Origin of the sequence: Nonomuraea endophytica, from assembly GCF_014203235.1 — a bacterium.
Lineage (GTDB): Bacteria > Actinomycetota > Actinomycetes > Streptosporangiales > Streptosporangiaceae > Nonomuraea > Nonomuraea endophytica.
Window position 1 is genome coordinate 580,626 of sequence record NZ_JACHIN010000007.1, and the last position, 23,307, is coordinate 603,932.

The 23,307-nt window shown below is 73.0% G+C and carries 11 protein-coding genes; all 11 read right to left on the reverse strand.

Annotated elements, in window-relative coordinates; translation table 11 throughout:
• Window positions 1-295 precede the first annotated feature (295 nt).
• The 11 genes from HNR40_RS27775 to HNR40_RS27825 all read right to left on the reverse strand — a co-directional run bounded on the left by HNR40_RS27775 (window position 296) and on the right by HNR40_RS27825 (window position 23,219).
• Window positions 296-3,199 carry an AfsR/SARP family transcriptional regulator gene (locus tag HNR40_RS27775; protein WP_184966282.1) on the reverse strand — a complete coding sequence of 968 codons (2,904 nt, stop codon included), beginning with the start codon at window positions 3,197-3,199 and terminating at the stop codon, window positions 296-298.
• A gap of 194 nt (window positions 3,200-3,393) precedes the next feature.
• Window positions 3,394-11,946 (reverse strand): non-ribosomal peptide synthetase, encoded by an 8,553-nt coding sequence (locus tag HNR40_RS27780; RefSeq protein WP_184966284.1) that lies wholly within the window; start codon window positions 11,944-11,946, stop codon window positions 3,394-3,396.
• 18 nt (window positions 11,947-11,964) lie between these two features.
• Complete coding sequence (locus tag HNR40_RS27785) at window positions 11,965-12,132, reverse strand: MbtH family protein (RefSeq protein ID WP_184966286.1); 168 nt, start codon at window positions 12,130-12,132, stop codon at window positions 11,965-11,967.
• A gap of 13 nt (window positions 12,133-12,145) precedes the next feature.
• Window positions 12,146-15,244 (reverse strand): non-ribosomal peptide synthetase, encoded by a 3,099-nt coding sequence (locus tag HNR40_RS27790; protein ID WP_184966288.1) that lies wholly within the window; start codon window positions 15,242-15,244, stop codon window positions 12,146-12,148.
• On the reverse strand, window positions 15,241-16,602 hold the full coding sequence (locus tag HNR40_RS27795) for an AMP-binding protein (RefSeq protein WP_184966290.1): 1,362 nt from the start codon (window positions 16,600-16,602) through the stop codon (window positions 15,241-15,243). Before HNR40_RS27795 ends, HNR40_RS27790 begins: the two co-directional genes overlap by 4 nt.
• Window positions 16,599-17,324: a thioesterase II family protein gene (locus HNR40_RS27800; RefSeq protein WP_184966292.1), complete on the reverse strand. Its 726-nt coding sequence runs from the start codon at window positions 17,322-17,324 to the stop codon at window positions 16,599-16,601. Before HNR40_RS27800 ends, HNR40_RS27795 begins: the two co-directional genes overlap by 4 nt.
• A gap of 2 nt (window positions 17,325-17,326) precedes the next feature.
• A complete protein-coding gene (locus HNR40_RS27805) occupies window positions 17,327-18,487 on the reverse strand; it encodes an acyl-CoA dehydrogenase family protein (protein ID WP_184966294.1) in 1,161 nt (386 codons plus the stop codon).
• Window positions 18,484-18,720: a phosphopantetheine-binding protein gene (locus tag HNR40_RS27810; protein WP_184966296.1), complete on the reverse strand. Its 237-nt coding sequence runs from the start codon at window positions 18,718-18,720 to the stop codon at window positions 18,484-18,486. The genes HNR40_RS27805 and HNR40_RS27810 overlap by 4 nt, the downstream gene beginning before the upstream one ends.
• Before the next feature lie 3 nt (window positions 18,721-18,723).
• Complete coding sequence (locus tag HNR40_RS27815; protein WP_184966298.1) at window positions 18,724-18,966, reverse strand: phosphopantetheine-binding protein; 243 nt, start codon at window positions 18,964-18,966, stop codon at window positions 18,724-18,726.
• A 14-nt stretch (window positions 18,967-18,980) separates the two neighbouring features.
• Entirely contained in the window at window positions 18,981-21,953 is a 2,973-nt protein-coding gene (locus HNR40_RS27820; RefSeq protein WP_184966300.1) for a non-ribosomal peptide synthetase, read from the reverse strand.
• A 69-nt stretch (window positions 21,954-22,022) separates the two neighbouring features.
• Complete coding sequence (locus tag HNR40_RS27825; RefSeq protein ID WP_184966302.1) at window positions 22,023-23,219, reverse strand: ATP-grasp domain-containing protein; 1,197 nt, start codon at window positions 23,217-23,219, stop codon at window positions 22,023-22,025.
• Between the last annotated feature and the right edge of the window lie 88 nt (window positions 23,220-23,307).

Here is a 23,307-nt window from a genome sequence, read left to right on the forward strand (position 1 = left end):
CTCATCCATGCTCTGAAGACCACTTGAGGCTCAGCGAGGTAATCTCCCGGTAGACGAGCGCGCCTGGCGGGTGAGCTTCCGCCTGCTGAGCAGATCCGCCTGCCAAAGGAGACCTGGCGATCCCGGGCAGGGCGAGGCCATGAGGGTGAACCCTGGCGCAAGCGGGGAGTCGGGCTCCGCCCGACGGAAACGCGCGGAGCGAAGCGGGGCACCCTTGTCCTGGGTGGGGTCCAACTGCCTAACCACTTAGCCGGGCAACGGGTGGGCCTGGCAGAACGCGCGAAGCACCTTGCCGTTAGAACTTGCTGCGGAGTTCGTCCACGCGGGCTCGCCACACCTTGGCCTCGCTGTCCGTGAAGATGGCCTCTGCTCGTTCCAGCCGCACCGTAGCCATCTCCGGCTCGTCGCGGGCCAGCGCCAACTCCGCCAACGCCAGCAAGGACTGGCCCTCGCACTGCTGGCTGCCCCCCAAACACGCCGCCATCAAGGCGTCGCCCAGCAACGGCCGGGCCCCGGCCAAATCGCCCTGGGCCAGCCGCACCCGTCCGATCCCCAGGAGCGCGAACGCCTCGCCGATGGAGTCGTTCATGCTGGTCGCCGTGTGCAGGGCGGCGTCGAACGACTCCTCCGCCGCCTCCAGCCGCCCTCGCGTGAGCAACGCCTCGCCCAGCCGGAATCGCACCTGCGCCTCGATCCGGCTCGACCCGGTACGCACGCAGATGGCCAGCGACTCCCGCAGGTACGGCTCGGCCTCCTCCGCCCGCCCCGACTCCAGGTGGATCTGCGCGATGTTGCGCAACACGTGCGCCTCCCCGACGGGATCACCAACAGACCGCAGGTCTTCGAGCGCCTGCTCGTACCACTCCTGAGCGACGGTGTACTGCCCCTTGGTGCGCTCGATGAAGGCCAGGTGCCGCAGAACGAGCCCACGCCCATGCACGTCCCCGCTGGCCTCGAACCAGGCGCGGGCCGATTCGAGGTTCTGCTGCGCCTCGGCCAGCCGCTGCTCGACCAGCTCCAGCCCACTGAGCGAGTACCGGACGACAGCTTCGCCCCGCTTGTCACCGGCCCGCCGTACAGCACCCCAGGCCACTTCGTGCGTCTCCCGCCAAGCCTGCCGATAGGACCGGGTCTCGAAAAGCGTGACGGAGGTGACGGCCAGATCCCAGCAAAGCTCATGCAGCCCAAGGCGGGCAGCCTGATGCACGCTGGACACCAGGTTGGTGAGCTCGATCTGGAACCACTCGATCGGATCGGCGATCAAGCTCTCCACCAGCTCTTCGGGCAGAGTCCACGGCTCGGTGTCGGAGTGCAGGATGGTGTAGTCGCCGCCGTACGCCTGCCGATGCGCCCGGCTGGCCAGGTGAAGCCAGCACCGCAGCAACCGGTGCAGCGCCTCTTCCTGCTCCTGCGCCGGAATCTCCCGAGCCAGCAGCTCACGCACGTAGGTCCTGGTGAGGTCGTGCAGCCGGTACCGGACCTGCTGGTCGTCCCGGACAACAAGGTCGACCAGGCGTTCCTCGACCAGGGTCTCCAGGATGTCGGTGGCGGCGTAGGGGTCCATGTCGAGGAGCGGTCCGGCGATCCAGCCGCCGAAGTCGACCTCGTCCAGCGCCCCGAGCAGCAGCACCAGCCGGGCGGCCGGCGGGTCGAGTTCCTGGCAGGAGATGGAGATGGTGGCCCGGACGCTGGCGTCGCCGAGGATCAGCTCGTCGAGGCGGCGGCGTTCGTCGGCGAGCCTGCGTACCATCTGGTCGATCTGCCAGTGCTGGCGCATGGAGAGCTTGGCCGCGACGATGCCGAGGCCGAGGGGCAGGTGGCCGCAGGCTTCGGCCAGGCGTCTGGCGGCGGCGTGCTGGGTCATGACGCGGCCTTGGCCGATGACCTGGGAGAGCAGTTCGAGGCTGGTGGCCTCGTCGAAGACGTCGAGGTCGACGTGGTGGGCGCCGTGCAGGCCGATGACGGAGCGGCGGCTGGTGACCAGGAGGGCGCAGCGCGGCTCGGCGGGCACCAGGGGCAGGATCTGGCGGGCGCTGGCGGCGTCGTCGAGCACGACGAGTACGCGCCGGTTGGCCATGACGCTGCGGTACATGGTGCCGAGTTCGACGATGCCGCTCGGGAGCACGGAGGGGGCGACGCCGAGGGAGCGCAGCAGGCGTTCGAGCACCTGCTCGGCGGGGACGGGGTGGCCGTCGGCGTCGCGCAGGTGGGCGTAGAGCTGTCCGTCGGGGAAGGCTTCGCGGGCTTTGTGGGCGGCGTGTACGGCCAGCGCCGTCTTGCCCACCCCGCCCGGCCCGGTGACCATGACCACGGCGGCCCGGTGCAGCTGCTGCGAGTTGACCAGGTGGTCGCGCACGTCGGCGATGACCTCGTCGCGGCCGACGAAGTTGGACGGTGCGGCGGGCAGCTGATGGGGCACGATCTTCGCCGGCTCGGCGACGGGCGCGGCGGCCAGGGCGGGGTCCTGCGACAGGATGGCCTGTTCGAGCTGGCGTAGTTCTTCGCCGGGGCTGAGCCCGTGTTCCTCGACGAGCGTGTACTGAACGTTCCTGAGCACTTCGAGCGCCTCGACCTGCCGGTCGGCGCGGTAGAGGGCGAGGGCGAGCTGCATGTGGAGCTCTTCGCGCAGCGGGTGGACGGCGACGAGTTCCTTGAGCTCGCCGAGCAGCTCGTGGTGGCGTTGCAGGCGTAGTTCGAGGTCGATGCACTCCTGGAGCGCGACGAAGCGTTCCTCGTTGTGGCGGGTGGCGGCGGCCTGGACGCGGCGGCTGTTGATGCCTTCCAGCGCCTCGCCCCGCCACAGGGCCAGGCCGGCGCGGAACTCGCTGACCGCTCCTTCGAGGTCCTGGGAGCGTGCGACCTCCCGGCCGCGGGTGACGTGGCGGCGGAAGCGGGTGAGGTCGAGGCAGTCTTCGGGGACCCGGATGAGGTATCCGGCGGAGTGGGTGACGATGATCTCGGCGTCGGTGTACTTGCCGAACCAGCCGCGGAGCTGGGAGATGCAGATCTGAACCTGGGCGTCGGCGGTCTTCGGGGGTTCTTCGCCGTAGAGCGCCTCGACGAGGCGGCCGGTGGTGACCACCCGGCCGGGTTCGAGTAACAGCATCACCAGCACGATCTGGCGGCGGCGGCCCTCGATATTCACCTTGGTTCCGGCGAATACTTCGAGCGGCCCAAGCACCCGAAACTCGAGGATCAACGCCCACCTACTCACTTGACAACGAGTTACCGTTGTTCTGCAGAGATCACTATATGCGTGAAATATGACGTTGGGGAGAACCCCGATTCGGGGGCAGGGTTTCGGCCAGCACAAATGCCAACATACGAGTTAATCTTCATAACAGCACGGGTGCCACCCGCTGAAATCAGCAGGTGGCACCCGGCAAAGTCTGACTACTGTTCCGCCCAGGCGTGGAATCCCGCGTCGAGTTCCACGAGCAGGTCGATGGCGAAGTCCGTTCCCGATTCTCCGTTCGACATCAGGACCACTCCGGCCCCCGATTCGAGGCCGACGCCCGAATAGCAGCGGTACCCGGCGGCCACCCCGGTGTGCCCGAACCAGCGGATGCCGTCGACCTCCCTGACGACGGTGCCCAGCCCGTACGCGGCCCCGGCGGCCGGGGTGAGCAGCTGGCCGGCGGCCCACCGGTCGAGCAGCCGGCCGGTGCCCGTGTGCGCCCGCTGGATCTCCGCGGCCACCCTGGCCAGGTCGGCGGCGCTGGTCCACAGCCCGCCGGTGGCGCTCGGGTAGACCCGCCAGCCGCCGTCGAGCGGCCGGCCGTCCTGGTCGTGGCCGACCGCGGCGCGCTCGCCGAGGGAGCGGGCGAAGGCGGTGCCGTAGCCGCTGTCGAGCATGCCGAGCGGGCCGAAGACGAGCTCGCGCATGAGCTCGGGGAACGGCCGGCCGGTCAGGTCGCACAGCACCTGCTCGACGACGACGAAGTGGTTGCCCGAGTACCGATACCGCTCGCCTGGGGCCAGTTCGGCGCGGATCGGCGCGGTGGCCGCGGGCGGCCGGCCGTCCAGCACGTCGAGAAGGCTCGGCGCCGGATCGTCGGGCAGCCGGGCGCCCGGGCCGCCGAACTCGTCCTGGGTGAGCCCGGCGGTGTGCGCGAGCAGCCCGCGCAGCGTCACGCCGGCGGACGGCAGCCGCCAGCCGCGCAGGTAGCGGTTGACGTCCTCGTCGAGGTCGACGATGCCGTCCTGGGCCAGCCTGAGCACGCCGACCGCGGTGACGTGCTTGCTCACCGAGCCCGCCTGGAAGACGGTGTCCGGCCTGACCAGCGCCCCGGTGGCGGCCGAGGCGAGACCCTCGCCCCACGCCTCGGCCACCGTGCCGTCGGCGACGAGCGCGACGGCGGCGCCGGGCACCCGGTGGCGCTGCAGGCGCAGCCGCGTGGCCGGGATGCCGGGGAAGAAGCGGTCCAGGAACGCGCGGCCGTGCGGCGTGTGTCCCTGGGCCGGGATGAGCAGCGCGACCAGCCGGTCCAGGAAGCGGTCGGCCAGCGCGCCCACGGTCTCCTCGCGGTGGAGGTTGGCCGAGTAGTTCCAGGCGACCTGGAAGACGCCGTCGACGACGGCTCCGTTGATCTCGATGAGGTGGGGCCGGCGCCCGGCGGGAGCGCGGTCGCCGCCGCCCGCCGACCTGATCCGGGTGAACAGCCCGGTCTCGGCGGCGGTGCGTACCTGGCCGTGGTAGTTGAAGCTGATCGGCGCGGCCTCGTGCTCGCCCGCCAGGCCGTGCCCGATGCCGTGGTGCGGCGTGGTGTGCAGGTGCTCGCGGACGATCTTGACGCAGCGGCCGGTGTCGAGGGCGTCGGGCAGGTGGACGTGCAGCGGGTGCAGCGCGGTGAACCAGCCGACGGTCCTGGACAGGTCGACGTCGTCGAAGAGCGGCTCGCGCCCGTGTCCCTCCAGGTCGATGTGGACGTCGGGGCTGCCGGTGTGGTCGGCGGCGGTCTGGGCCAGCGCGGTCACCAGCAGGTCGTGCACGGAGGTGCGGTAGGCGGTGTGCGCCGAGCGCAGCAGCGCCTGGGTGTAGGAGGCGTCGAGGGTGCGGACCACCGTGGCGGTGGAGGACTCGACGTTCTCGCCGCCGGGGGTGTCCACCGGGAAGGGCGCCGGCCGCGGGCGCGGCATCCGCCAGTACGCGGCCTCGGCGGCGAACTCGGCCGACTCCGCGTGCTCCGCCAGCTTGACGGCCCAGTGCCGGAAGGAGGTGGTCTTCTGGGGCAGTGCCAGCCCTTGGTAGGCGGTGGCCAGGTCGTCGAGCAGGATGCCCCACGAGACGATGTCCACGGCCACGTGGTGGATGGTGATGGTCAGCTCGCGGCCGTCCAGGTGGGCGCGGACGAGCGGGCCGTGCTCCAGGTCGAGGCCGCTTCCCTGGGCCGGGCCCTGGTGGAGGAGGTCGGCGTCCTCGGTCGCGGCGAGGTGCTGGGTCCAGCCGTCCGGCGATCTGCGCAGGCGCAGCCGCAGGGCGTCGTGGTGGGCGGTGAGCCGGGCCAGCGCCGCGCGCAGCCGATCGGGGTCGGGGGTCTCGGTCCAGCGCAGCCGTACCGTCTGGTTGTAGTGGTCGTGCGGCCAGTCGAGCGCGGTGAACCAGCGCTGGATGGGGGTGAGCGGGACCGCGCCGGTGACCGTGCCCTGCTCGGCGTGGGCGGCGGCGGGGACGTCGGCGCTCTCCAGGGCGTGGGCGAGCTCCGCGATGGTCGGGTCGGCGAACATCTGCCGCGGGGTCAAGGCGAGCCCGGCGCGGCGGGCCTTGACCATGACCTGGATGGACAGGATCGAGTCGCCGCCGAGGTCGAAGAAGTTGTCGTGGACGCCCACGTCGGGCACGCCCAGGACCTCGCTCCACGCTTCGGCGAGGATCTTCTCCACTTCGGTGCGGGGGGCCACGAAGGCCGAGGCCAGTTCGGGGCGGACGGCGTCGGGCGCGGGCAGGGCCTGCCGGTCCACCTTGGTGTTCGGGTTCAGCGGCATCTCGGCGAGCATGACGAAGGCGCTCGGCACCATGTAGTCGGGCAGCCGGGACTGCACGTGCGCGCGCAGTTCCGAGGTGGTCGGCGTGCGGCCGCGGGCGACCGCGTAGGCCACGAGCCGCTTGGGCGCGCCCTCCTCCTCGCGGGCGACCACGACGGCCTGGTCGATCAGCGGGTGCGTCTCGATCACGGCTTCGACCTCGCCCAGCTCGACCCGGAAGCCGCGGATCTTCACCTGGTGGTCGAGCCGTCCCAGGAACTCCAGTGTCCCTTCGGGCAGCCAGCGCACCAGGTCGCCGGTGCGGTAGAGGCGTCCGCCCGGCGGGCCGAACGGGTCGGGCACGAAGCGCCTGGCGGTCAGTCCTGGCCGGCCGTGGTAGCCGCGGCCCACGCTGTCCCCGGCCAGGTACGCCTCCCCGGCCACCCCGACGGGCACCGGATCGCCGTCGGGATCGAGCACGTACACGCGGGTGTTGGCGATCGGCTCGCCCACCGAGACCCGCTCGGCGGCGGGGTCGCAGACCCACACGGTGGAGTCCACGGACACCTCGGTGGCGCCGTAGAGGTTGAGCAGGCGCGTGTCCGGGCAGCGTTTGCCCCATTCGCGCAGCACGTCGGTGGTGAGCGCCTCGGCGCTGGCGAACAACCAGCGCAGCGGCAGGCCGCCGTCCTCCACGAGCGGCAGCATGGCCCGCAGCATCGAGGGGACCAGGTGCGCGGCGGTGACGTTCTCCTCGGTCATGACCCGGACGATGTAGTGCGGGTCGCGGTAGCCGTCCGGCCTGGCCAGCACGACCGCCGCCCCGGAGGCCCAGGGCCAGAACATCTCGTAGACCGAGATGTCGAAGCTCAGCCCGGCCAGTTGCAGGACCTTGTCGCCGTCGTCGAGGGGGAAGCCGCTCACCATCCACCAGATGTAGTTGACGATGCCCTGGTGCCTGATGAGCGTGCCCTTCGGCCGCCCGGTGGAGCCTGAGGTGTAGATGACGTACGACAGGTTGCCGGGACGGGCCACGCGCTCGGGGCGGCCGGAGTCGCGGGCGGCGATGCGCGCCGCGTCCTGCTCCCCGTCGAGCACGACCACCCGGCCGGTGTGCTCGGGCAGCCGCCCGGTCAGCCGTTCCTGCGTGAGCACGACCGGGGCCGCGGTGTCGGCCAGCATGAACGCCAGCCGTTCCGAGGGGTACTCGGGGTCGAGCGGCACGTACGCGCCACCGGCCTTGAGCACGCCCAGCACCGCCACCGCCATCTCCACGCCGCGCTCGACGCAGATGCCGACCAGCGTCTCCGGCCCGACGCCCAGGTCGCGAAGGTGGTGGGCGAGCCGGTTGGCCCGCGCGTCCAGCTCGCCGTACGTGAGGGAGAGCCCGCCGGAGACGACCGCGACCGCGCCGGGCGCGCGCTCGGCGCTGTCCTCGAACAGCTCATGCAGACAGCGCTCGCGAGGGTACGGCGCCGCGGTGTCGTTGAACTCCTCGACCACGGCGTGCCACTCCTCGGCGGGCAGCGGCGCGAGTTCGGCCAGCGCCGCGCCGGGCCGGGCGGCCAGCGCTTCGAGCAGCATCCGGTAGTGGGCCAGCAGCCGCCCGGCGCCGCCCGCGGTGACCCGGGAGGGCTGGTAGTCCAGCCGCAGCCGCAGCTCGTCGTTGAGGCCGACGTTCAGCACCAGCGGGTAGCCGGTCTGCTCCCACGTCTGGGCCGCGGCGATCTCCAGGCCGCCGGGCTCGCGCTCCTTGTGCGGGAAGTTCTCGAACATGAGGATCGTGTGGAACAACCGCTGGCCCGCGGGCACCCGCGACTGCCGCTGCACCTCGACCAGCGCGCAGTGCTCGTGGTCGCGGTGCTCCACGAGCTGGTCGTGGACCTCGCGCAGCCAGCCGGCGACCGTGGCGCGCTCGGGCACGCGCACCCGCACGGGCAGCGTGTTGATCAGCAGCCCGACGGTCCGCTCGACGCCGGGCAGGCCGCCGGAGCGTCCCGAGACGGTCGAGCCGAAGACGACGTCGCGGGTGCCGGCGTGGCGGCTGAGCAGCAGGCCCCAGGCGGCGTGGGCGATCGCGCTGACCGTGATGCGGTGCTCGCGGGCCAGTTCGCGCAGCCGCCGGGTGGTCTCGGCGGGCAGCCGCTCGTGCAGGAGCGCCACGTCCTGGCTGGTCGCGCCGCGGCCGTCGCCGCGCACGGGCGGCAGGATCGTCAGCGGGGTGGGGCTGGTGACGTCGGCGAGCATGGCCTGCCAGTAGCCGGCGGCGGCGGCCGGGTCGTGGCCGCGCACCCATTCGATGTACTTCCTGAACGGCATCGGCTCGGGCAGCGCGGGCGGTTCGCCCGTCTCGCGCAGGCTCCGGTAGACGTCGCGGACCTCGTCGAGGACCAGGCGGACGCTCCAGCCGTCCAGCAGGACGTGGTGTCCGTGCCAGATCAGCCGGTGGGTGCCGTCGGCCAGCCGGATGAGGTCGAAGCGGCGCGGGGGCTCGTTCTCCAGGTCGACGCCGCGGGCGCGCTCCTCGGCGAGGTGCCCGGCCAGGCGCTCGGCGATCTTGGGCGCGGGGACGCCGGTCCAGTCGAGTTCGCGCAGCCGTACCGGAGCCGAGGGGTGGACGATCTGCATGGGTTCGGGCAGTCCGTCCCACGCGAACGTGGTGCGCAGGATGGGGTGGCGCGCGACGACGTGCTCCCAGGCGCGGCGCAGCGCGGGCACGTCCAGGTCGCCGTCGATGGTGTGGACGAACTGCACGATGTAGTCGGTGCTGTCGGGCTCGAACAGCGTGTGGAAGACCATCCCGGCCTGCAGCGGGGAGAGCGGGTAGCTCTCGGCGGCCGCGTCGTCGTCCTCCTGCGCGGCGGCGGGGACCGCGACGGCGGCCAGTTCCCGCAACGTCTGCTGGGACAGCACCTGGCGCGGGGTGATCTCCAGCCCGGCCGCACGGGCCCCGGCCACGACGTAGATGGCCAGCACGGAGTCGCCGCCGATGTCGAAGAAGTTGTCGCCCGCGCCGACGGCCTCGCGGCCGAGCACGTCCGCCCACACCCGCGCGAGCGCCCGCTCGGCGTCGGTGGCGGGTTCGGCGTCGGCCGGCCCGCCGTCCTCGGGCGCGGGCAGCCGCCTGCGGTCGAGCTTGCCGCTCGGGGTGAGCGGGATCTCCTCCAGTACGGCCAGCGCCGCCGGCACCATGTACCCGGGCAGCGCCCCGGCCAGGTGCTCGCGCAGCTCGGCCACCTCGACAGCGCCGGCCGAGGTGCCGGACGGCACGACGTACCCGGCCAGCCGCAGCCCGCCCGGCCCCTCGACCGGCACGACGGCAGCCTGCCTGACGCCGGGGTGGGCGAGCAGCACGGCCTCGATCTCGCCGGGCTCGACCCGGTTGCCGCGGATCTTCACCTGGTTGTCGATGCGGCCCTGCAGCTCCAGCCGCCCGTCGGGCAGGAACCTGGCCCGGTCGCCGGTGCGGTACATGCGCGAACCGGGCGCGCCGAACGGGTCGGGCACGAACCGTCGCGCGGTCAGCCCGGGACGTCCGTGGTAGCCGAGCGCGAGGCCGCGCCCGCCGATGCACAGCTCGCCGAGCGCGCCCCTCGGCACCGGCCGTGACTGCTCGTCGAGCAGGTAGACGGCGGCGCCGGAGATCGGCCGGCCGATGCAGAAGGGCGGCGCGCCGGCGGGCACGTCGGCGTACGTGGTGTGGACGGTGGTCTCGGTGGGCCCGTAGCCGTTGACCAGCCGGCGAGCCCGCGCCCTGATCTCGACGGCGAGGGTCTCGGGCATGGGCTCGGCGGTGTAGAGCGCCACCTCCAGGGAGGTTCCGACGTCACCGGCCATGAGCAGCCGCCAGCCGGACGGGGTGGCCTGCACGTGGGTGACGCCGTGCTCGCGGATCACCCGACACTGCTCGGCCCCGTCGGCCCGCGCCGACTCCGGCGCCACGACCACGCGCGCCCCGGAGATCAGCGGCAGGTACAGCTCCAGCGTCGAGGCGTCGAAGCCCATCGAGGCGAGCAGCAGCCACCGGTCGTCCGGGCTCGCGCCCAGGTACTCGCGCGCGCCGTGCAGCAGGTTCACCACGGCCGCGTGGGTGGCGTCGGTCCCCTTGGGCAGCCCGGTCGACCCCGAGGTGTACACCACGTAGGCCAGATCGCCCGGCCGCGGCTCGGGCAGCTCCCCTTCGTCCGCCCCCAGATCGCCGAAGCGGTCGTCGGTGATCACGAGCGCCGCGCCGACGTCCTCCAGCATGTACGCCAGCCGCGCCGCCGGATAGGCGGGATCCAGCGCCAGATAGGCGGCGCCCGCCTTCATCACGGCCAGCGCCGACAGCACCAGCTCAGCCCCCCGCGGCAGCGCCAAGCCGACCACGTCCCCCGGCCGCACGCCCTCGGCCACCAGCCCGCGCGCCAGCCGGTCGGTGACCGCGTCCAGCTCGCGGTAGCTGAACACCTGCTCACCGCACACCAGGGCGGTCGCCCCGGGCGAGGCCGCCGCCTGCGCCCGGACGAGGCTCACCACCGTCCCGGTAGGTGGTTCCCCTCTGACGGGCCCGGCCCAGGTGCGGGTGAGCAGGTGCGTCTCGGTGTCCCCCAGGACCGCCTCGCTCCCGACGGCCTCGCCGGGATTCGCGACCACGTGCTCGACGACGTTCACCAGGTAGCCGAGCAGCCGCCTGGCGGTGTCGGCGGTGAACAGGTCGGTGGCGTAGTTCAGCGACAGCTCGATGCCTTCACCGCCGTTGACCGCGATCAGCGTCAGGTCCACCTTGGCGGTGGGGTCGGCGAAGCCGACCGGCTCGCCCTTCAGCGCGGGCAACTCCCCGGCCCGCTCGCCGGTCTCGAAGCACTGGTAGAGCACCTGGTAGACGGGGTTGCGGGCGGCCGACCTGGTGGCCTTGACCGCCGCCACCACCTGGTCGAAGGTGACGTCCTGGTGGTCGAAAGCGCCCAGGACCACCTCGTGCGTACGGCGCAGCAGTTCCGTGAAGGCCGGTTCACCCGACAGGTCCATGGGCAGCGCCACCGCGTTGGCGAACAGGCCGAGCAGCGCCTCGGTCTCGGCGGCGTTGCGCCCCGACAGCACCGAGCCGATCGCGAACCTGCGCTGGCCGCAGTAGTGCCTCAGGACGATCGCGTAGCAGGCCAGCAGCACGGTGTACACGGTGACGCCGTGGTCGGCGGCCAGGGCGCGGACCCGGCCGCTCAGCTCGGGGGCGAGTTCCAGGTCGACGGCGTCGCCGGCGTGCGACTCGGTCGTCGGCCTGGGCCGGTCGGTGGGCAGCTCAAGGACCTGCGGGACGCCGTCCAGCGCGGCGCGCCAGTAGGCGAGCTGGGCGGGTTCGCGCTCGGCGACGCGGCGCGCCTGCCAGTGGGCGTAGTCGGCGTACTGGATGGGCAGCGGGGACAGGGACGGGGTGCGGCCGGCCACGGCGGCGGCGTACAGCTCGTCGAGCTCGCGCACCATCAGCGTGCACGACCAGCCGTCGGAGGCGACGTGGTGCGTGGTGAGCGCGAGCAGGTGCTCACCGGGCTCGGCGACGCGGATGAGCAGCGCGCGGAAGACCGGGCCCGCCGCCAGGTCGAAGGGGGTGGCGATCTCGGCGAGTGCCAGGGCGAGCGCCTCGTCCCGGCCGGCCGCCTCCGTCAGGCGCAGGGCGGCCGGGGCCGGAGGGGCGACCTCCTGCAGCGGCGGCGTGCCCCGGTAGGCGGTGCGCAGGATCTCGTGCCGTTCCACCAGGGCGTCGAGGGCGCGGCGCAGCGCGTCGACATCCAGTTCGCCCGGGATCCGCAGCAGCCGGGGGACGGTGTAGACCGCGTTCGAGTCCAGGAACTGGTTGGTGACCCACATGGCGTGCTGCACCGGCGAGAGCGGCGCGGCGCCGTCCGGGCGGCGCGGGATGCCCCCGTCGCCGCCCCCGGCCCGGCCCTGCAGGCGCCTGCGCAGCAGGGCTTGCTTCTCGGGCGAAAGGCTGTCGAAGTTCATCGTCGCTCCCTCAAGGACTCAGGTGCGCAGGCTGCGCGGGCGCATGTCCACCCACACCCGCTCGATGTGGGCGGTGCACTCCTCCTCGGTGCCGCTCGTGCCCTCCTCGTGCCAGCCGGCCGGGACGTCCCGGGCGGCGGGCCAGATGGAGTACTGCTCCTCGTCGTTGACGACGACCTTGTACATGGGGGTTGCCTCCTCACGTTTCGGCGACCATGAGGCGGGCGGCCTCGTCGTCGCTCATCGCCTCGATCTCGGCGAAGATCAGCTCTTCGAGCCGGGCGGCCGCGGCGCGTACCGTGGAGTGCTCGAACACCAGGCGCAGCGGGATGTCGAGGGCGAAGGCCTCCCGCATCCGGTTGACCGCCCTGGTGACCAGCAGCGAGTGTCCGCCCATCGCGAAGAAGTCGTCGTTGGCGCCCAGCCGGGGCACGCCCAGCACGGCCGACCACACCTCGGCGATCGCCACCTCGGTGTCGGTGCGCGGGGGCACGAACGGCTCGTCGCTCAGCGTGTCGGGGTCAGGCTCGGGCAGCGACCTGCGGTCCACCTTGCCGCTGGGCATCCTGGGCAGCTTCGGCAGCGCGACGATCGCGCTGGGCACGGCCTGCGGGGCCAGCCGTTCGCCCAGGAACGCGCGCACCTCGCTCACCGCGGGCGCGGGCCCGTCGAAGCTCACATAGGCGGCCAGGCGTTTGTCGCCCGGGAGGGGTTCCCAGGTGGCGACCACCGCGTCGGTCACACCGGGGTAAGCGCGCAGAGCCGCCTCCACCTCACCCAGCTCGATCCGCACCCCCCGCACCTTCACCTGGTGGTCACGCCGGCCGCGGTACTGCAGGGAGCCGTCGGGCCGCAGCCGTCCGGTGTCGCCGGTCCGGTAGACGCGCTCGCCCGCCCGCCACGGATGGGGGACGAAGGCCCGCGCCGTCTTGCCCGGATCGCCCACGTAGCCGCGGGCCAGCCCGACCCCGCCGATGCACAGCTCGCCGACCGCCCCGTGCGGCACCGGCTGAAGGGTGTGGTCAAGCACGTACACCTCGTGGTTCTCCATCGGCCGCCCGAGGCAGACCGCCTCGCCGCCGTCGGCGTCGGCGGGCGTGCACACGTGGTGGGTGGAGTCGATGGAGACCTCGGTGGTGCCCCAGTGGTTGTTGAGCCTGGGCCGGCAGCCGAGCCGGTCGTAGAAGGCGGCTACGGTCTCCGGCCGCAGCCGGTCGCCGTCAGAGACCACGTGCCGCAGGGCGTGCAGGCCCTCGCGCGCATCCGTCCCGATCTCGTCCAGGAACATCACCAGCATGCTCGGCACGAACTGCAGCCAGACCACCTCGTGCTCGATCGCCGCCCGCAGCAGCGCCTGCGCGTCCCGGTGCAGGCCGGGCGGCAGCACCACGACGCGCGCCCCGGCCATGAGCGGCCAGAAGATCTCCCTGGCCACGTCGTCGAAGGTCAGCGGCGTCTTGAGCAGGACGGCCTCGCCGGGTGCGAGCTGGTAGCGCTCCTGCAGATTGGCCATCTGGCCGACCCAGCCCCGGTGGGTGCAGGCCACGCCCTTGGGCTCGCCGGTCGAGCCGGAGGTGAAGTAGACGGCGCACAGGTGGCCCGGCCGTACCGGATCCGGGTCCGGGCCGTCGCCGAGCAGCAGCTCGGCGACGTCGTCCGCGCTCACGCAGAGCTCCGCGCCGGCCAGGTCGAGAAGCCTGCGCACGCGCGCGGGCGGGGTGTCGGGCTCGATCGGCAGGTACGCGCCGCCGGCCTTCAGCACCCCGAGCACCACGGCCACGAGGTCGGCCGAGCGCTCCAGCATGACGCCGACCGGCGTGTCGGCGCCGACACCGCGGGCGGCCAGCGCGCGGGCGATCGCGTCGACCCGGCGCTCCAGCTCGGCGTAGGTGAGCGTGTCCGCGCTGTCCTGGACGGCGACGGCGGCGGGCGTGCGGGCGGCCTGGTCGGAGAAGAGCTCGTGCAGGCAGCGCTCGGGCAGCTCGACCCGGCCGGGCTCGGCGTGCGCGCGCAGGCCGATCACCTCGGCGTCGGCGAGCACGGGCACCTCGTCCACGCGCAGCGAGGGGTCGGCGGCGACCGCGTCGAGCACCGCCCGCAGGTGCGCCATGAGCCGCATGACGGTGGTGCTCTCGTAGAGCGCGGTGTCCCATTCGACGGAGTAGGCGACGCCGTCGCCCTCGCGGCGGAACTCGATGGTGAGGTCGTACTTGGAGCCGCCGCCGGGGGTCAGGATCTCGTCGACCTCGATGCCGTCCAGGTCGGGCAGGGTGACGGGGGCGGTGAGGTCCACGAGGATCTGGAAGAGCGGCGTCCTGGACGGGTCGCGCTCGACCCGCAGCTCGGTGACGAGGGAGTCGAAGGCCAGCGCCCGGCTGTCGTAGGCGTCCAGGGCGGCGTCGCGCACGCGGCCGACCAGCTCGGTGAAGGCCGGGTTGGCCGAGACGTCGCCGGGCAGCACGAGCATGTTGAAGAACGGGCCGATCACCGGCTCGCGCCGGGTCGAGGAGGACGCGCCGGTGGTGACGTCGCCCCGCCCGCTGTAGCGGTAGAGCAGGGCGTGCACGCCCGCCAGCAGCACCATGTACAGGGAGGCGCCCTGGGCGCGGGCGAGCTCGGCCAGGCCGCGGGCGGTCTCGTCCGACAGCGCGAACCCGTGGCGCAACGCTCCCTCGCCGCCGCGGATCTGCGGCCGTGGATGGTCGGGGGCCAGCTCGAACGGGCTCAGGTCGGCCAGCGCCTCGCGCCGCTCCGCCACGATCGAGGCGAGTTCGCCCGCGTCGTACGCGGCGTCGTCGGCGGCGGCCAGGTCGCGGAACTGCCGGGGCACCGGCGGCAGGTCGCGCCCGGCATACAACTCGGTCAGCTCGCGGTAGAGGACGCCGACCGAGCCCCGGTCGAAAGCGAGATGGTGCACGGTCAGGCAGAGCACATGATCGTCCGGCGCCAGCCGAAGCAACAGCGCGCGCAGCGGCAGACCGGCGGAGATGTCCAGCGGCGTCGCCGCCTCAGCCGCGAGCGCCGCGCCGAGCGCGTCCTCGCTGATCGAGCGCGTGCCGAGACGGAAGCCGGCGGCCGGCCTCAGCACTCCGGCCAGCTCGCCCTCGCGGGTGTCCAGGGAGGTGCGCAGCACCTCGTGCCGGGTGACGATCGTGGTGAGCGCCCGCTCCAGCGCCCCGGTGTCGAGGGGGCCGCGCAGGCGCAGGAAGGTGCTGCCCAGATAGCCGGCGTCGCCGGGGGTGAGCTGGTCGGCCAGCCAGAGGCGGTGCTGGACGCGGGGCACGCGGACGTGGTTCACGGGCTTCCCCTCAGGGCGTCGACGTCGATCTTGCCGTGGCGGGTGAGCGGGAGCGCGTCCATCGCGGCGATCTCCGACGGGATCATGTACGCGGGCAGCAGGTCCTGGAGGTGGCGCTGGATGTCCTGCTTGTTCGCGGTGGCCGGGGTGACGGCGGCGGCCAGCCGTACCTCTCCCGAGGCGGTCTCGCGGGTGTAGACGACCGCGTCGGTGAGGCCGGCGAGCATGAGGATGGCGTGGACGATCTCGGCCGGCTCGGTCCTGCGCCCGCCGATCTGGATCTGGTCGTCGGCGCGGGACAGGTAGTGGAGCACGCCGTCGGCGTCGGCGGAGACGAGGTCGCCGGTGCGGTACCAGCGCTCGCCGTCGTGGCGGACGAACGCCTCGTCGCCCGCGCCGAGATAGCCGAGCGCCAGGGCGGGCCCGCCAAGCCAGAGCTCGCCGTCGCCGCTGACGCGCACCCGCACGTACGGCAGCGCCCGCCCGATGGGCGGCGGCCCGTCACCAGGCCCTATCTGCTGGCAGGTCGCGGCGACCGTGCACTCGGCGGGCCCGTAGATGTTGTAGAAGGCGAATGGGTGGCGCGGCTCAGGCCGCCGGGTGAGCCGGTCGCCGCCGGTGAACAGCATGCGGGTCGGGAAGCCGGCCGGCCAGTCCTGGTCGAGCACGCCCGCGACCATCCCCGTCGGCACGAACGACGCCCTGACCTCGTGTACGCGCAGGAAGTCCTGGTAGTCGACCGGGTCGAGCACGGCGTCGAGCGAGGGCACCGCGAGTGCGGCGCCGTTGGCCAGCGCGCCCCAGATCTCCAGCACGCTGGCGTCGAAGCTGAGCTGCGCCACCTGTCCGGCCACGTCACCGGGCTCCAGCGTGGTGATCTCCTTGTACCACCTGGTCATGGGGCCCAGCCCGGCGTGGCTGACGACCACGCCCTTCGGCTTCCCGGTCGAGCCCGAGGTGAAGATCACATACGCGGTCGACGGGTCGATCTTGGCCGGATCGTCGAGCAGATGGCAGATGCCGGAGCCCGGACCGTCACCGTCGTCGTCCGTGAGCACGACGGCGGGCCGGGCGGTGTCGAGGATCGTCCGCACCCTGGCCTTGGGCAGCCCGTGGGCCAGCGGCAGGTAGGCGGCGCCGACGGACCAGGCCGCGAGCATGCCCGCGATCGCCTGTCCCCGGCCCACGCAGGCCACGGCCACGAGGTCGCCGGGGCCGACGCGGGCGCGGGCCAGCTCGGTCCTGAACGCCTCGATGTCCCTGAGCATGCGGCCGCAGGTGTAGACCCGGCCGCCCTCCAGCACGCAGGCCCGCTCGGGGTCCTTCCTGACCCAGCTCATCACCTGGTCGTAGATCATGCCGCCCGCCAATGCCGGTCCACGGCCCCGGCGAGCACCGCCGGGTCCTGCAGGTAGAAGAAGTGGTCGCCCTCGTTCGACTCGCAGCCGAGCCAGGCGGCGGTGTGGCGACGCCAGGTCGCCAGGTGCGCCTCGGTCATCACCGGGTCGTGCCGTCCGGCCAGCGCGAGCACGGGGGTGGTCAGCGGCGCCGGGTGGTCGTCCACGTACTCCCTGCCCAGGGCGAGGTCGGCCCGCAGCGCGGGCAGCACCAGCTCCATCAGCTCCTCGTTGTCGAGCAGCTCGGCGGCGGTGCCGCCCTGGCGGGTGAGCGAGGCGATCAGCGATCCGGCGCTCAGCCGTTCCGGCGACAGGTCGGGCATGGGCGAGCCGGGCGCCGCCGAGCCGGAGACCACCAGCCCGGCGGCGGGCCGCTGCTTGGCGGCCAGCAGCTGGGCGGTGTCGTAGGCGGCGAAGGCGCCGAAGCTGTGGCCGAACAGCAGCAGCCGGCCGGGCGCCCGCAGCAGCTCGGGCAGGCAGCCCACCGCGATCTCCCTGACCGAGGCGGCCTGCGGCTCGCGCAGCCGGGGGCCGCGGCCCGGATACTGCACGCTCCACAACGACCACCCATCGGGCACGGCGTCGGCCAGGGCCAGCGCCGCCGAGGCGCTCGAACCGGCCGAGGGGAAGAAGACGAACCTGTCCCTGCCCTGCTCACGGATTGGCTGAAGCCACTCGCTCATGATCATTCTCCGCCCGGGATGTGGAAGATGGTCTCCTTGAGCAGTTCGGAGGCGCCGTCCACCATGCGGAAGACGCGTGCCTCCCGGTAGGCCCGCTCCAGCCCGTACTCCTGCAGCCAGCCGCGCCCGCCGAGCGTCTGCATGGCGTCGTCGATGACCTCGCAGGCCGACTCGGTGGCGTGGAGCTTGGCGATCGCCGCCTCACGCACCGCGATCCGGCCCTCGTCCAGCGCGCGGGCGGCCTGCCTGATCAGCGCGCGGGAGGCTTCGATCTTGACGTCGGAGCGGACGATGAACTCGCGGATGTACTGCTTGTCGCTGAGCCGCCCGCCCGCGATCCTGCGCTGGGAGGCGTGGGCCCGCGCGACGCCGAGCGCCCATCGGGCCAGGCCGATCGCCCGCGCGGCCAGCGAGACCCGGCCGTAGGGCAGCCACTCGATGGCCATGCCGTTCGCGCCGCCGACCTGGCCGGGGCCGCCGAGCACCGCCTCGTCGCCGACCTCGATCCCGTCCAGCTCGACCTCGTACGGGTCGTAGCCGGGCTCCATGCCCGGCAGCCGCCGGACGATCCGCCAGCCGGGGACGTCGGTGGTGAAGATGAAGAACGTCGGCCCCGCCGTAGGCTCGCCCACGACGTTGGCCAGCACGACCGCGGCGTCCGCCGTCTCCGCGTTGCTGATCATGAACTTGCGGCCGTTCAGCACCCAGCCGCCGGGCGCGCGGGTCGCGGTCGTGCTCATGGCCGACACGTCCGAGCCGCCGCTCTCCTCCGTCATCGCCAGGCAGCGCCGCATCCGCCCCTCGATCATCGGCCGCAGCCACCGCTCGCGCTGCTCGGGGGTGCCGCACAGCACGATCCTGCTCGGCCCGTCCGGGCAGGACAGAATGTGGCGCGAGTACGGCAGGCCGCTGGCGGCCGCCTCCTCCCGCAGATCGGCGACGACCAGCTCCGGCAGCGACCAGCCCCCGTACTTCTCGGGGAACTCCGCCGCGAACAGCCCGGAGGCGACCCCGGCCGCGCGGGCCAGCGCCCGCTGCTCCTGCTCGGGCCGGTCCGCCGCGTGCTCGCGCAGCCAGTCCAGCACCTCGGTGAGGATCGCCCGGGAGACCCAGGGGTCCTTGAGCATCTCCTCCGGTGACGTCGAAGGCACGAAGTCGTTCATGGCCGCTTCTCCCGCACGATTTCGGAGACCGCGTTCACGTAGGCGTCGAAGCGCGGGTTGTCGAACAGCACCCTGAGCCTGGGCCGTACCTGGCACGACTCCTCGACCTTGGCGCAGATGGTGATGGCCTTCATCGAGTCCCCGCCGAGCCGGAAGAAGTCGGCGTCGTCACCGACGGACACGTTGAGGCTCTGTTCCCATGCGGCCCGCACGGCCGTGGTCAGCTCGTCCATCGCTCAGGTTTCCGCCAGGACGAAGTCGGCGACCCGGCCGGCGTAGCACTCGAGGGTCTTGGACTCGAACAGCACCGAGACGGGGATCCTGACGGCGAGGTCCTCCCTCAGCGCGGCGGTCAGCCGTACGGCCAGCAGCGAGTGCCCGCCCGAGAGGAAGAAGTCGTCGTCCTGCGCGACCTGCGGGGTCTCCAGGACCTCGCACCAGCGCTTGCGGACGATCTCGGCGACCTGTGATTCGATCATCTTGACTCCTATCATCAGAACTCTCCGTTCCGGTTGTCGCCGGCGGGCGGCCACGGCTGGTCCGGGTGCGCGCAGGCATGGTCCAGCAGCCGGGTGAACCGCCGCTGGAGTTCGGTGACCACGTGGTCGGGGAATCGGGTGAGCTCGTGTTCCCAGCGCAGCGCGTAGGCGCTGGCGTCGCGGCGGCCGGTGCTTCTGCCGTGCTGGAGTCCGCGGTTCATGACGATCACGTTGAGGTCGGTCTTGCCGCGCCCGTTGCCCAGCTCGCGCACGCGCGGCCGCCAGTCGCCCAGGCTCAGCTCGGGCAGCGGCGAGTCGTGCTGGCTGAACATGATCGGGTAGAGCGGGCTCCTGGCGCCCGGCGCGCTGACCCGGAGGATCTCGGGCGTGGGCAGCCTCTGGTGCCGGTCGGCCGCGACGACCAGGGCCATCTCGGCGCGGGCCGCGTCCGCCGGGCTCTCGCCGTGGAGCCGGGTCCTGACGAGGGGCAGCACGTTCACGAACAGGCCGACCAGTTCCTGGGTGTCGACGTCGCGGTTGGCGAAGCTGGCGCCGACCACGCTCTCCGCCGTGACCTGGCGGAAGACGGCCAGCATCAGCGCGTACGGCGTGACGCCCAGCCGGGCGGCGGCGGACTCAAGCAGTGCCGAGCGCTCCTCGCCCAGCGGCTGGAGGGTGAGGTGGGTGCGCAGCTCGTCGGGCGGATCGGAGTCCGGGCTCCAGTCCTTCAGCTGCTCGTGCCAGTAGGCCCTGGTCGCCGCGCTGCGGTCGCCGTCGGCCCACTCGCGCTGGTCTCTTGCCCAGTCGAAATAGCTGACCTGGCTCTCCTGCGGCTCCGTGCCGTCGTAGGCGGCCTGGAGCTCGCTGAGGAAGACGCCCACCGACCAGCCGTCGTGGATCAGGTGGTGCTCGCGCTGGAGCAGGACGGTGCCGCCCGGGTGAAGGATGAGGTCCCAGCCGACCAGGGGGAAGTCGTCGTAGCGGAAGGGCCGGTCCACGAGGCCGGCCACCAGGGCCTCGACCTCTTCCGTCTCCACCCGGTGCAGGGCGAGCGGGACGGTGTCGGGCTCCTCGCGCCGGCCTTCGAGGCCCGCGGCGGTGATCCGCCAGCGGCAGCTCAGCGCCGCCTGGTTCCTGAGGACCGCCAGCAGCGACTTCTCCAGCAGGGAGACGTCCGGCGTGCCGGGCCCTTCCAGGATCATCTGGTACTGGTAGCCCATGCCGCTGCCGGTCAGCTCCTCCAGGAAGACGACCGCCTCCTGCCCCAGGCTGCCCGGCCCCTCGTGCGCCCGCGCGGCCCGCACGGGCACGGCGGCGCCGGGCTCGATCCCGGCCAGCAGCCGGGCCTGCTCCTTGAGCGGCTGGGAGAGGTTGAGCAGAGCCGCGGGGACGGGCAGCCCGATCCGGTCCGCGAGCCGCGCCTGCAGCATGATCAGATCCAGGGAGCCGGCGCCGAGCACGACCAGGCTGTCGTCGGCGTCGCGCGCGGTGACCCCGCACGCCTCCCGCCAGTCCTCGGCCAGCGCCGCCTGCGCCGGGTCGAACCCGGCGGCCGGGCGGAGCTCGACGGCGTGGTCGGCGGGATCGGGAAGGGCGGCCCGGTCGAGCTTCTGGTTGGGGGTCAGCGGCAGGCTGGCCATGGGCACGATCACCGCGGGCACCATGTGCTCGGGCAGCCGTTCGGCCAGCAGCGACCGTACGCGGGCGGCGTCGAACTCACCGCAGGCGTACCCGGCCAGGCGGGGGAAGCCGCGCTCCGGCTCCCACACGACCACGGCCGCCTCGCCCACGCCGGGACAGGCGCGCAGCTGCGCCTCGACCTCGCCCAGCTCGATCCGGAAGCCGCGGACCTTCACCTGGTCGTCGGTCCTGCCGACGAAGCGCAGGTTGCCGTCGGCCAGCCGGCGCACCAGATCACCGGTGCGGTAGAGCCGCTCGCCGTCGCGGACGACGAAGCGCTCGGCGGTCAGCTCCGGGCGGCCCAGATAGCCCCGGCCGACCCCGGCGCCGCCGAGGTACAGCTCGCCCTCGGCCCCGTCCGGCACCAGCGCGCCGTCCTCGTCCAGCACGTACGCGGTCGTGTGCGCGATCGGCGCCCCGATCGGCGGCGGCAGCTCGGCGCCCGGCGCGACCTCGGTGCAGGTGGCGACCACGGCGGTCTCGGTGGGCCCGTACATGTTGAGGAACCGGTAGCCGGCGTCCTGGGGCGGCGCGACCAGCAGCCGCTCGCCGCCGGTGGCCAGCACGCGCAGCGCCGAGCCGTCCAGCCAGCCGTGCTCGATGGCGAGCTGGGCCAGCGGGGTCACCATGAACAACACGTCCAGGCGGCTGTCCGCGGCCCAGCGGCAGAGCTCCTCGGGCGACTTCCTGGCCTGCTCGGGGGCGATGCGCAGTTCGGCGCCGGCGATGAGGGCGCCCCAGATCTCGCATCCGGCGATGTCGAAGCCGCTCGCCGCCGTCTGCCCCACCCGGTCACCCGGGCGGATGCCCAGGACACCGGCGTACCACTCCAGGGTGTTGGCGATGCTCCGGTGTTCGATCATGACGCCCTTGGGCAGGCCCGTGGAGCCGGAGGTGTAGATCACGTAGGCCAGGTCCCCGGGCTCGACGCGCGCTGCGGGCGCGTCGGGTCCGGGGGCCTCGGGCCCGTTGATCCCAAGGACGTCAGCTTCGGAAAGGACCAGCTCGGCGCCCGAGTCGTCGAGCATGAAGCGCAGCCGCGCCTCGGGGTAGGAGCCGTCCAGGGGTAGGTAGGCCGCCCCGGCCTTCAGGACGCCGAGCCAGGCCGCGACCATCGCCGCCGACCGGCCCAGCCGGACGCCGACGATCGAACCCGGGCCGGCGCCTTTCGCGCGCAGCCGGGCCGCCACGGCGTCCGCCCGGCGGTTCAGCTCGCCGTACGCGGTCGATCCGGTCGAGTCCACGATCGCTATCGCGTCGGGCGAGGCCGCCGCACGCGCTTCCACCAGCGCCGTTACCGTCTTCACCGCTCCTCCGTTCGCTGCCTTCACGGTGGTCAGCCCGCCCTTCGTCTCCCTATCGGCGCCCTATCGCGCTTATGTCGTGATGTGTGCCTTGAGTGCGTGGAGTCCTGTCGTGGCGGCCCTGGCCGCGGCGGGGCCGGTGTCGGCGGCCGCGATCACGTAGCAGAGCCGGTCCTGGAACGAGCGGCGCAGCACCAGGTACTGGCCGGGCGCGCGGGTGAACCCCACCTCGACCACGCCCGGCACGCGGGCGGCGGCCTTCGTCCCGTCGATCCCGGTCAACATGCCTTCCCGGTCGGCCACCAGGAACCGGATCGAGGCCGCGCGTTCCCGGGTGGCCCGCAGGGGCTCGTCGCGGCCGGCCGCCTTGGCCACGGTGTGCCGGATGAGGTCGATCCCGGTGGCCTCCTCGACCATGCGCGGGATCATGCCGCCGGCCAGCCGGGGGTTGACCTCGATGATGCGGACGCCGGCCGCGCCGTACCGGATCTCGACGTGGGCGGGACCCCAGCACAGCTCCAGCGCCTTCAGCGCCGCGTGCGCGAGCTCGCCCGCCGCGGCGCGCGCGGCCGGGTCGAGCGGCGCGGGAAAGTCGTGCCCGACCTCCACGAAGTACGGCTCCGCGCCGAGGTGCTTGCGCGTGACGCCGACCACCTGGTCGTCGAAGGTCTCGACCGAGTATTCGGCGCCGCGCAGGTATTCCTCGACCATGACCGCGCTCTGCGGCGGCAGCCCGTCGGTGTTCAGGACGTGATGGGTGGCCGCCTCGACCTCGGCGGCGTCCCGGCACAGGCGGGTGGCGACCGAGCCCGACCCGGCGACGGGCTTGACGACGACGGGGTAGCCGATGCGCTGGGCTGCCGCGACAGCGGTGCCGGGGGTGCGGGCGGGCGCGAAGGCGGCGCTCGGCACCCCGGCCTCGCGCAGCACGGCCCGCTGGACCGCCTTGTCGCGGCAGGCGCGGATGGCGCCGGGGTCGGGGTGCGGCAGGCCGAGCCGTCTGGCCACCTCGGCCGCGGTCGCGATGTGGTACTCGGAGCTGCTGGTCACGCCCGCGATCTGGCCGCCGAGCCGGCGGCAGGCGGACAGCACGACCGCGGGGTCGCCGGTGTCGACCTGCCTGGCCTCGACGCCGTCGGCGGCGACATAGGGGTAGCGGGCGGGGTCGCGGGCCAGCACGACCGGCCGCAGCCCCAGCTCGCGGGCGCGTTCGCAGAAGACCCGCCCGGAGCCGGTGGTGTTGCTTTCGACGAGCACGAACCAGCTCACTGGTGCACCATCCTCTTGTCGGTAGCCGTGAGGCTGCTGATGCACCCGAGGTGCCGCCGGGTCATCGCCCCGCTCGCTCGACGCGTGG

Coding starts and splice junctions, on each gene's coding strand:
- HNR40_RS27815 (WP_184966298.1), bottom strand. CDS start 18,966: ATGATCGAATCACAGGTCGCCGAGATCGTCCGCAAGCGCTGGTGCGAG.
- HNR40_RS27805 (WP_184966294.1), bottom strand. CDS start 18,487: ATGAACGACTTCGTGCCTTCGACGTCACCGGAGGAGATGCTCAAGGAC.
- HNR40_RS27780 (WP_184966284.1), bottom strand. CDS start 11,946: ATGAACTTCGACAGCCTTTCGCCCGAGAAGCAAGCCCTGCTGCGCAGG.
- HNR40_RS27795 (WP_184966290.1), bottom strand. CDS start 16,602: ATGATCTACGACCAGGTGATGAGCTGGGTCAGGAAGGACCCCGAGCGG.
- HNR40_RS27810 (WP_184966296.1), bottom strand. CDS start 18,720: ATGGACGAGCTGACCACGGCCGTGCGGGCCGCATGGGAACAGAGCCTC.
- HNR40_RS27800 (WP_184966292.1), bottom strand. CDS start 17,324: ATGAGCGAGTGGCTTCAGCCAATCCGTGAGCAGGGCAGGGACAGGTTC.
- HNR40_RS27785 (WP_184966286.1), bottom strand. CDS start 12,132: ATGTACAAGGTCGTCGTCAACGACGAGGAGCAGTACTCCATCTGGCCC.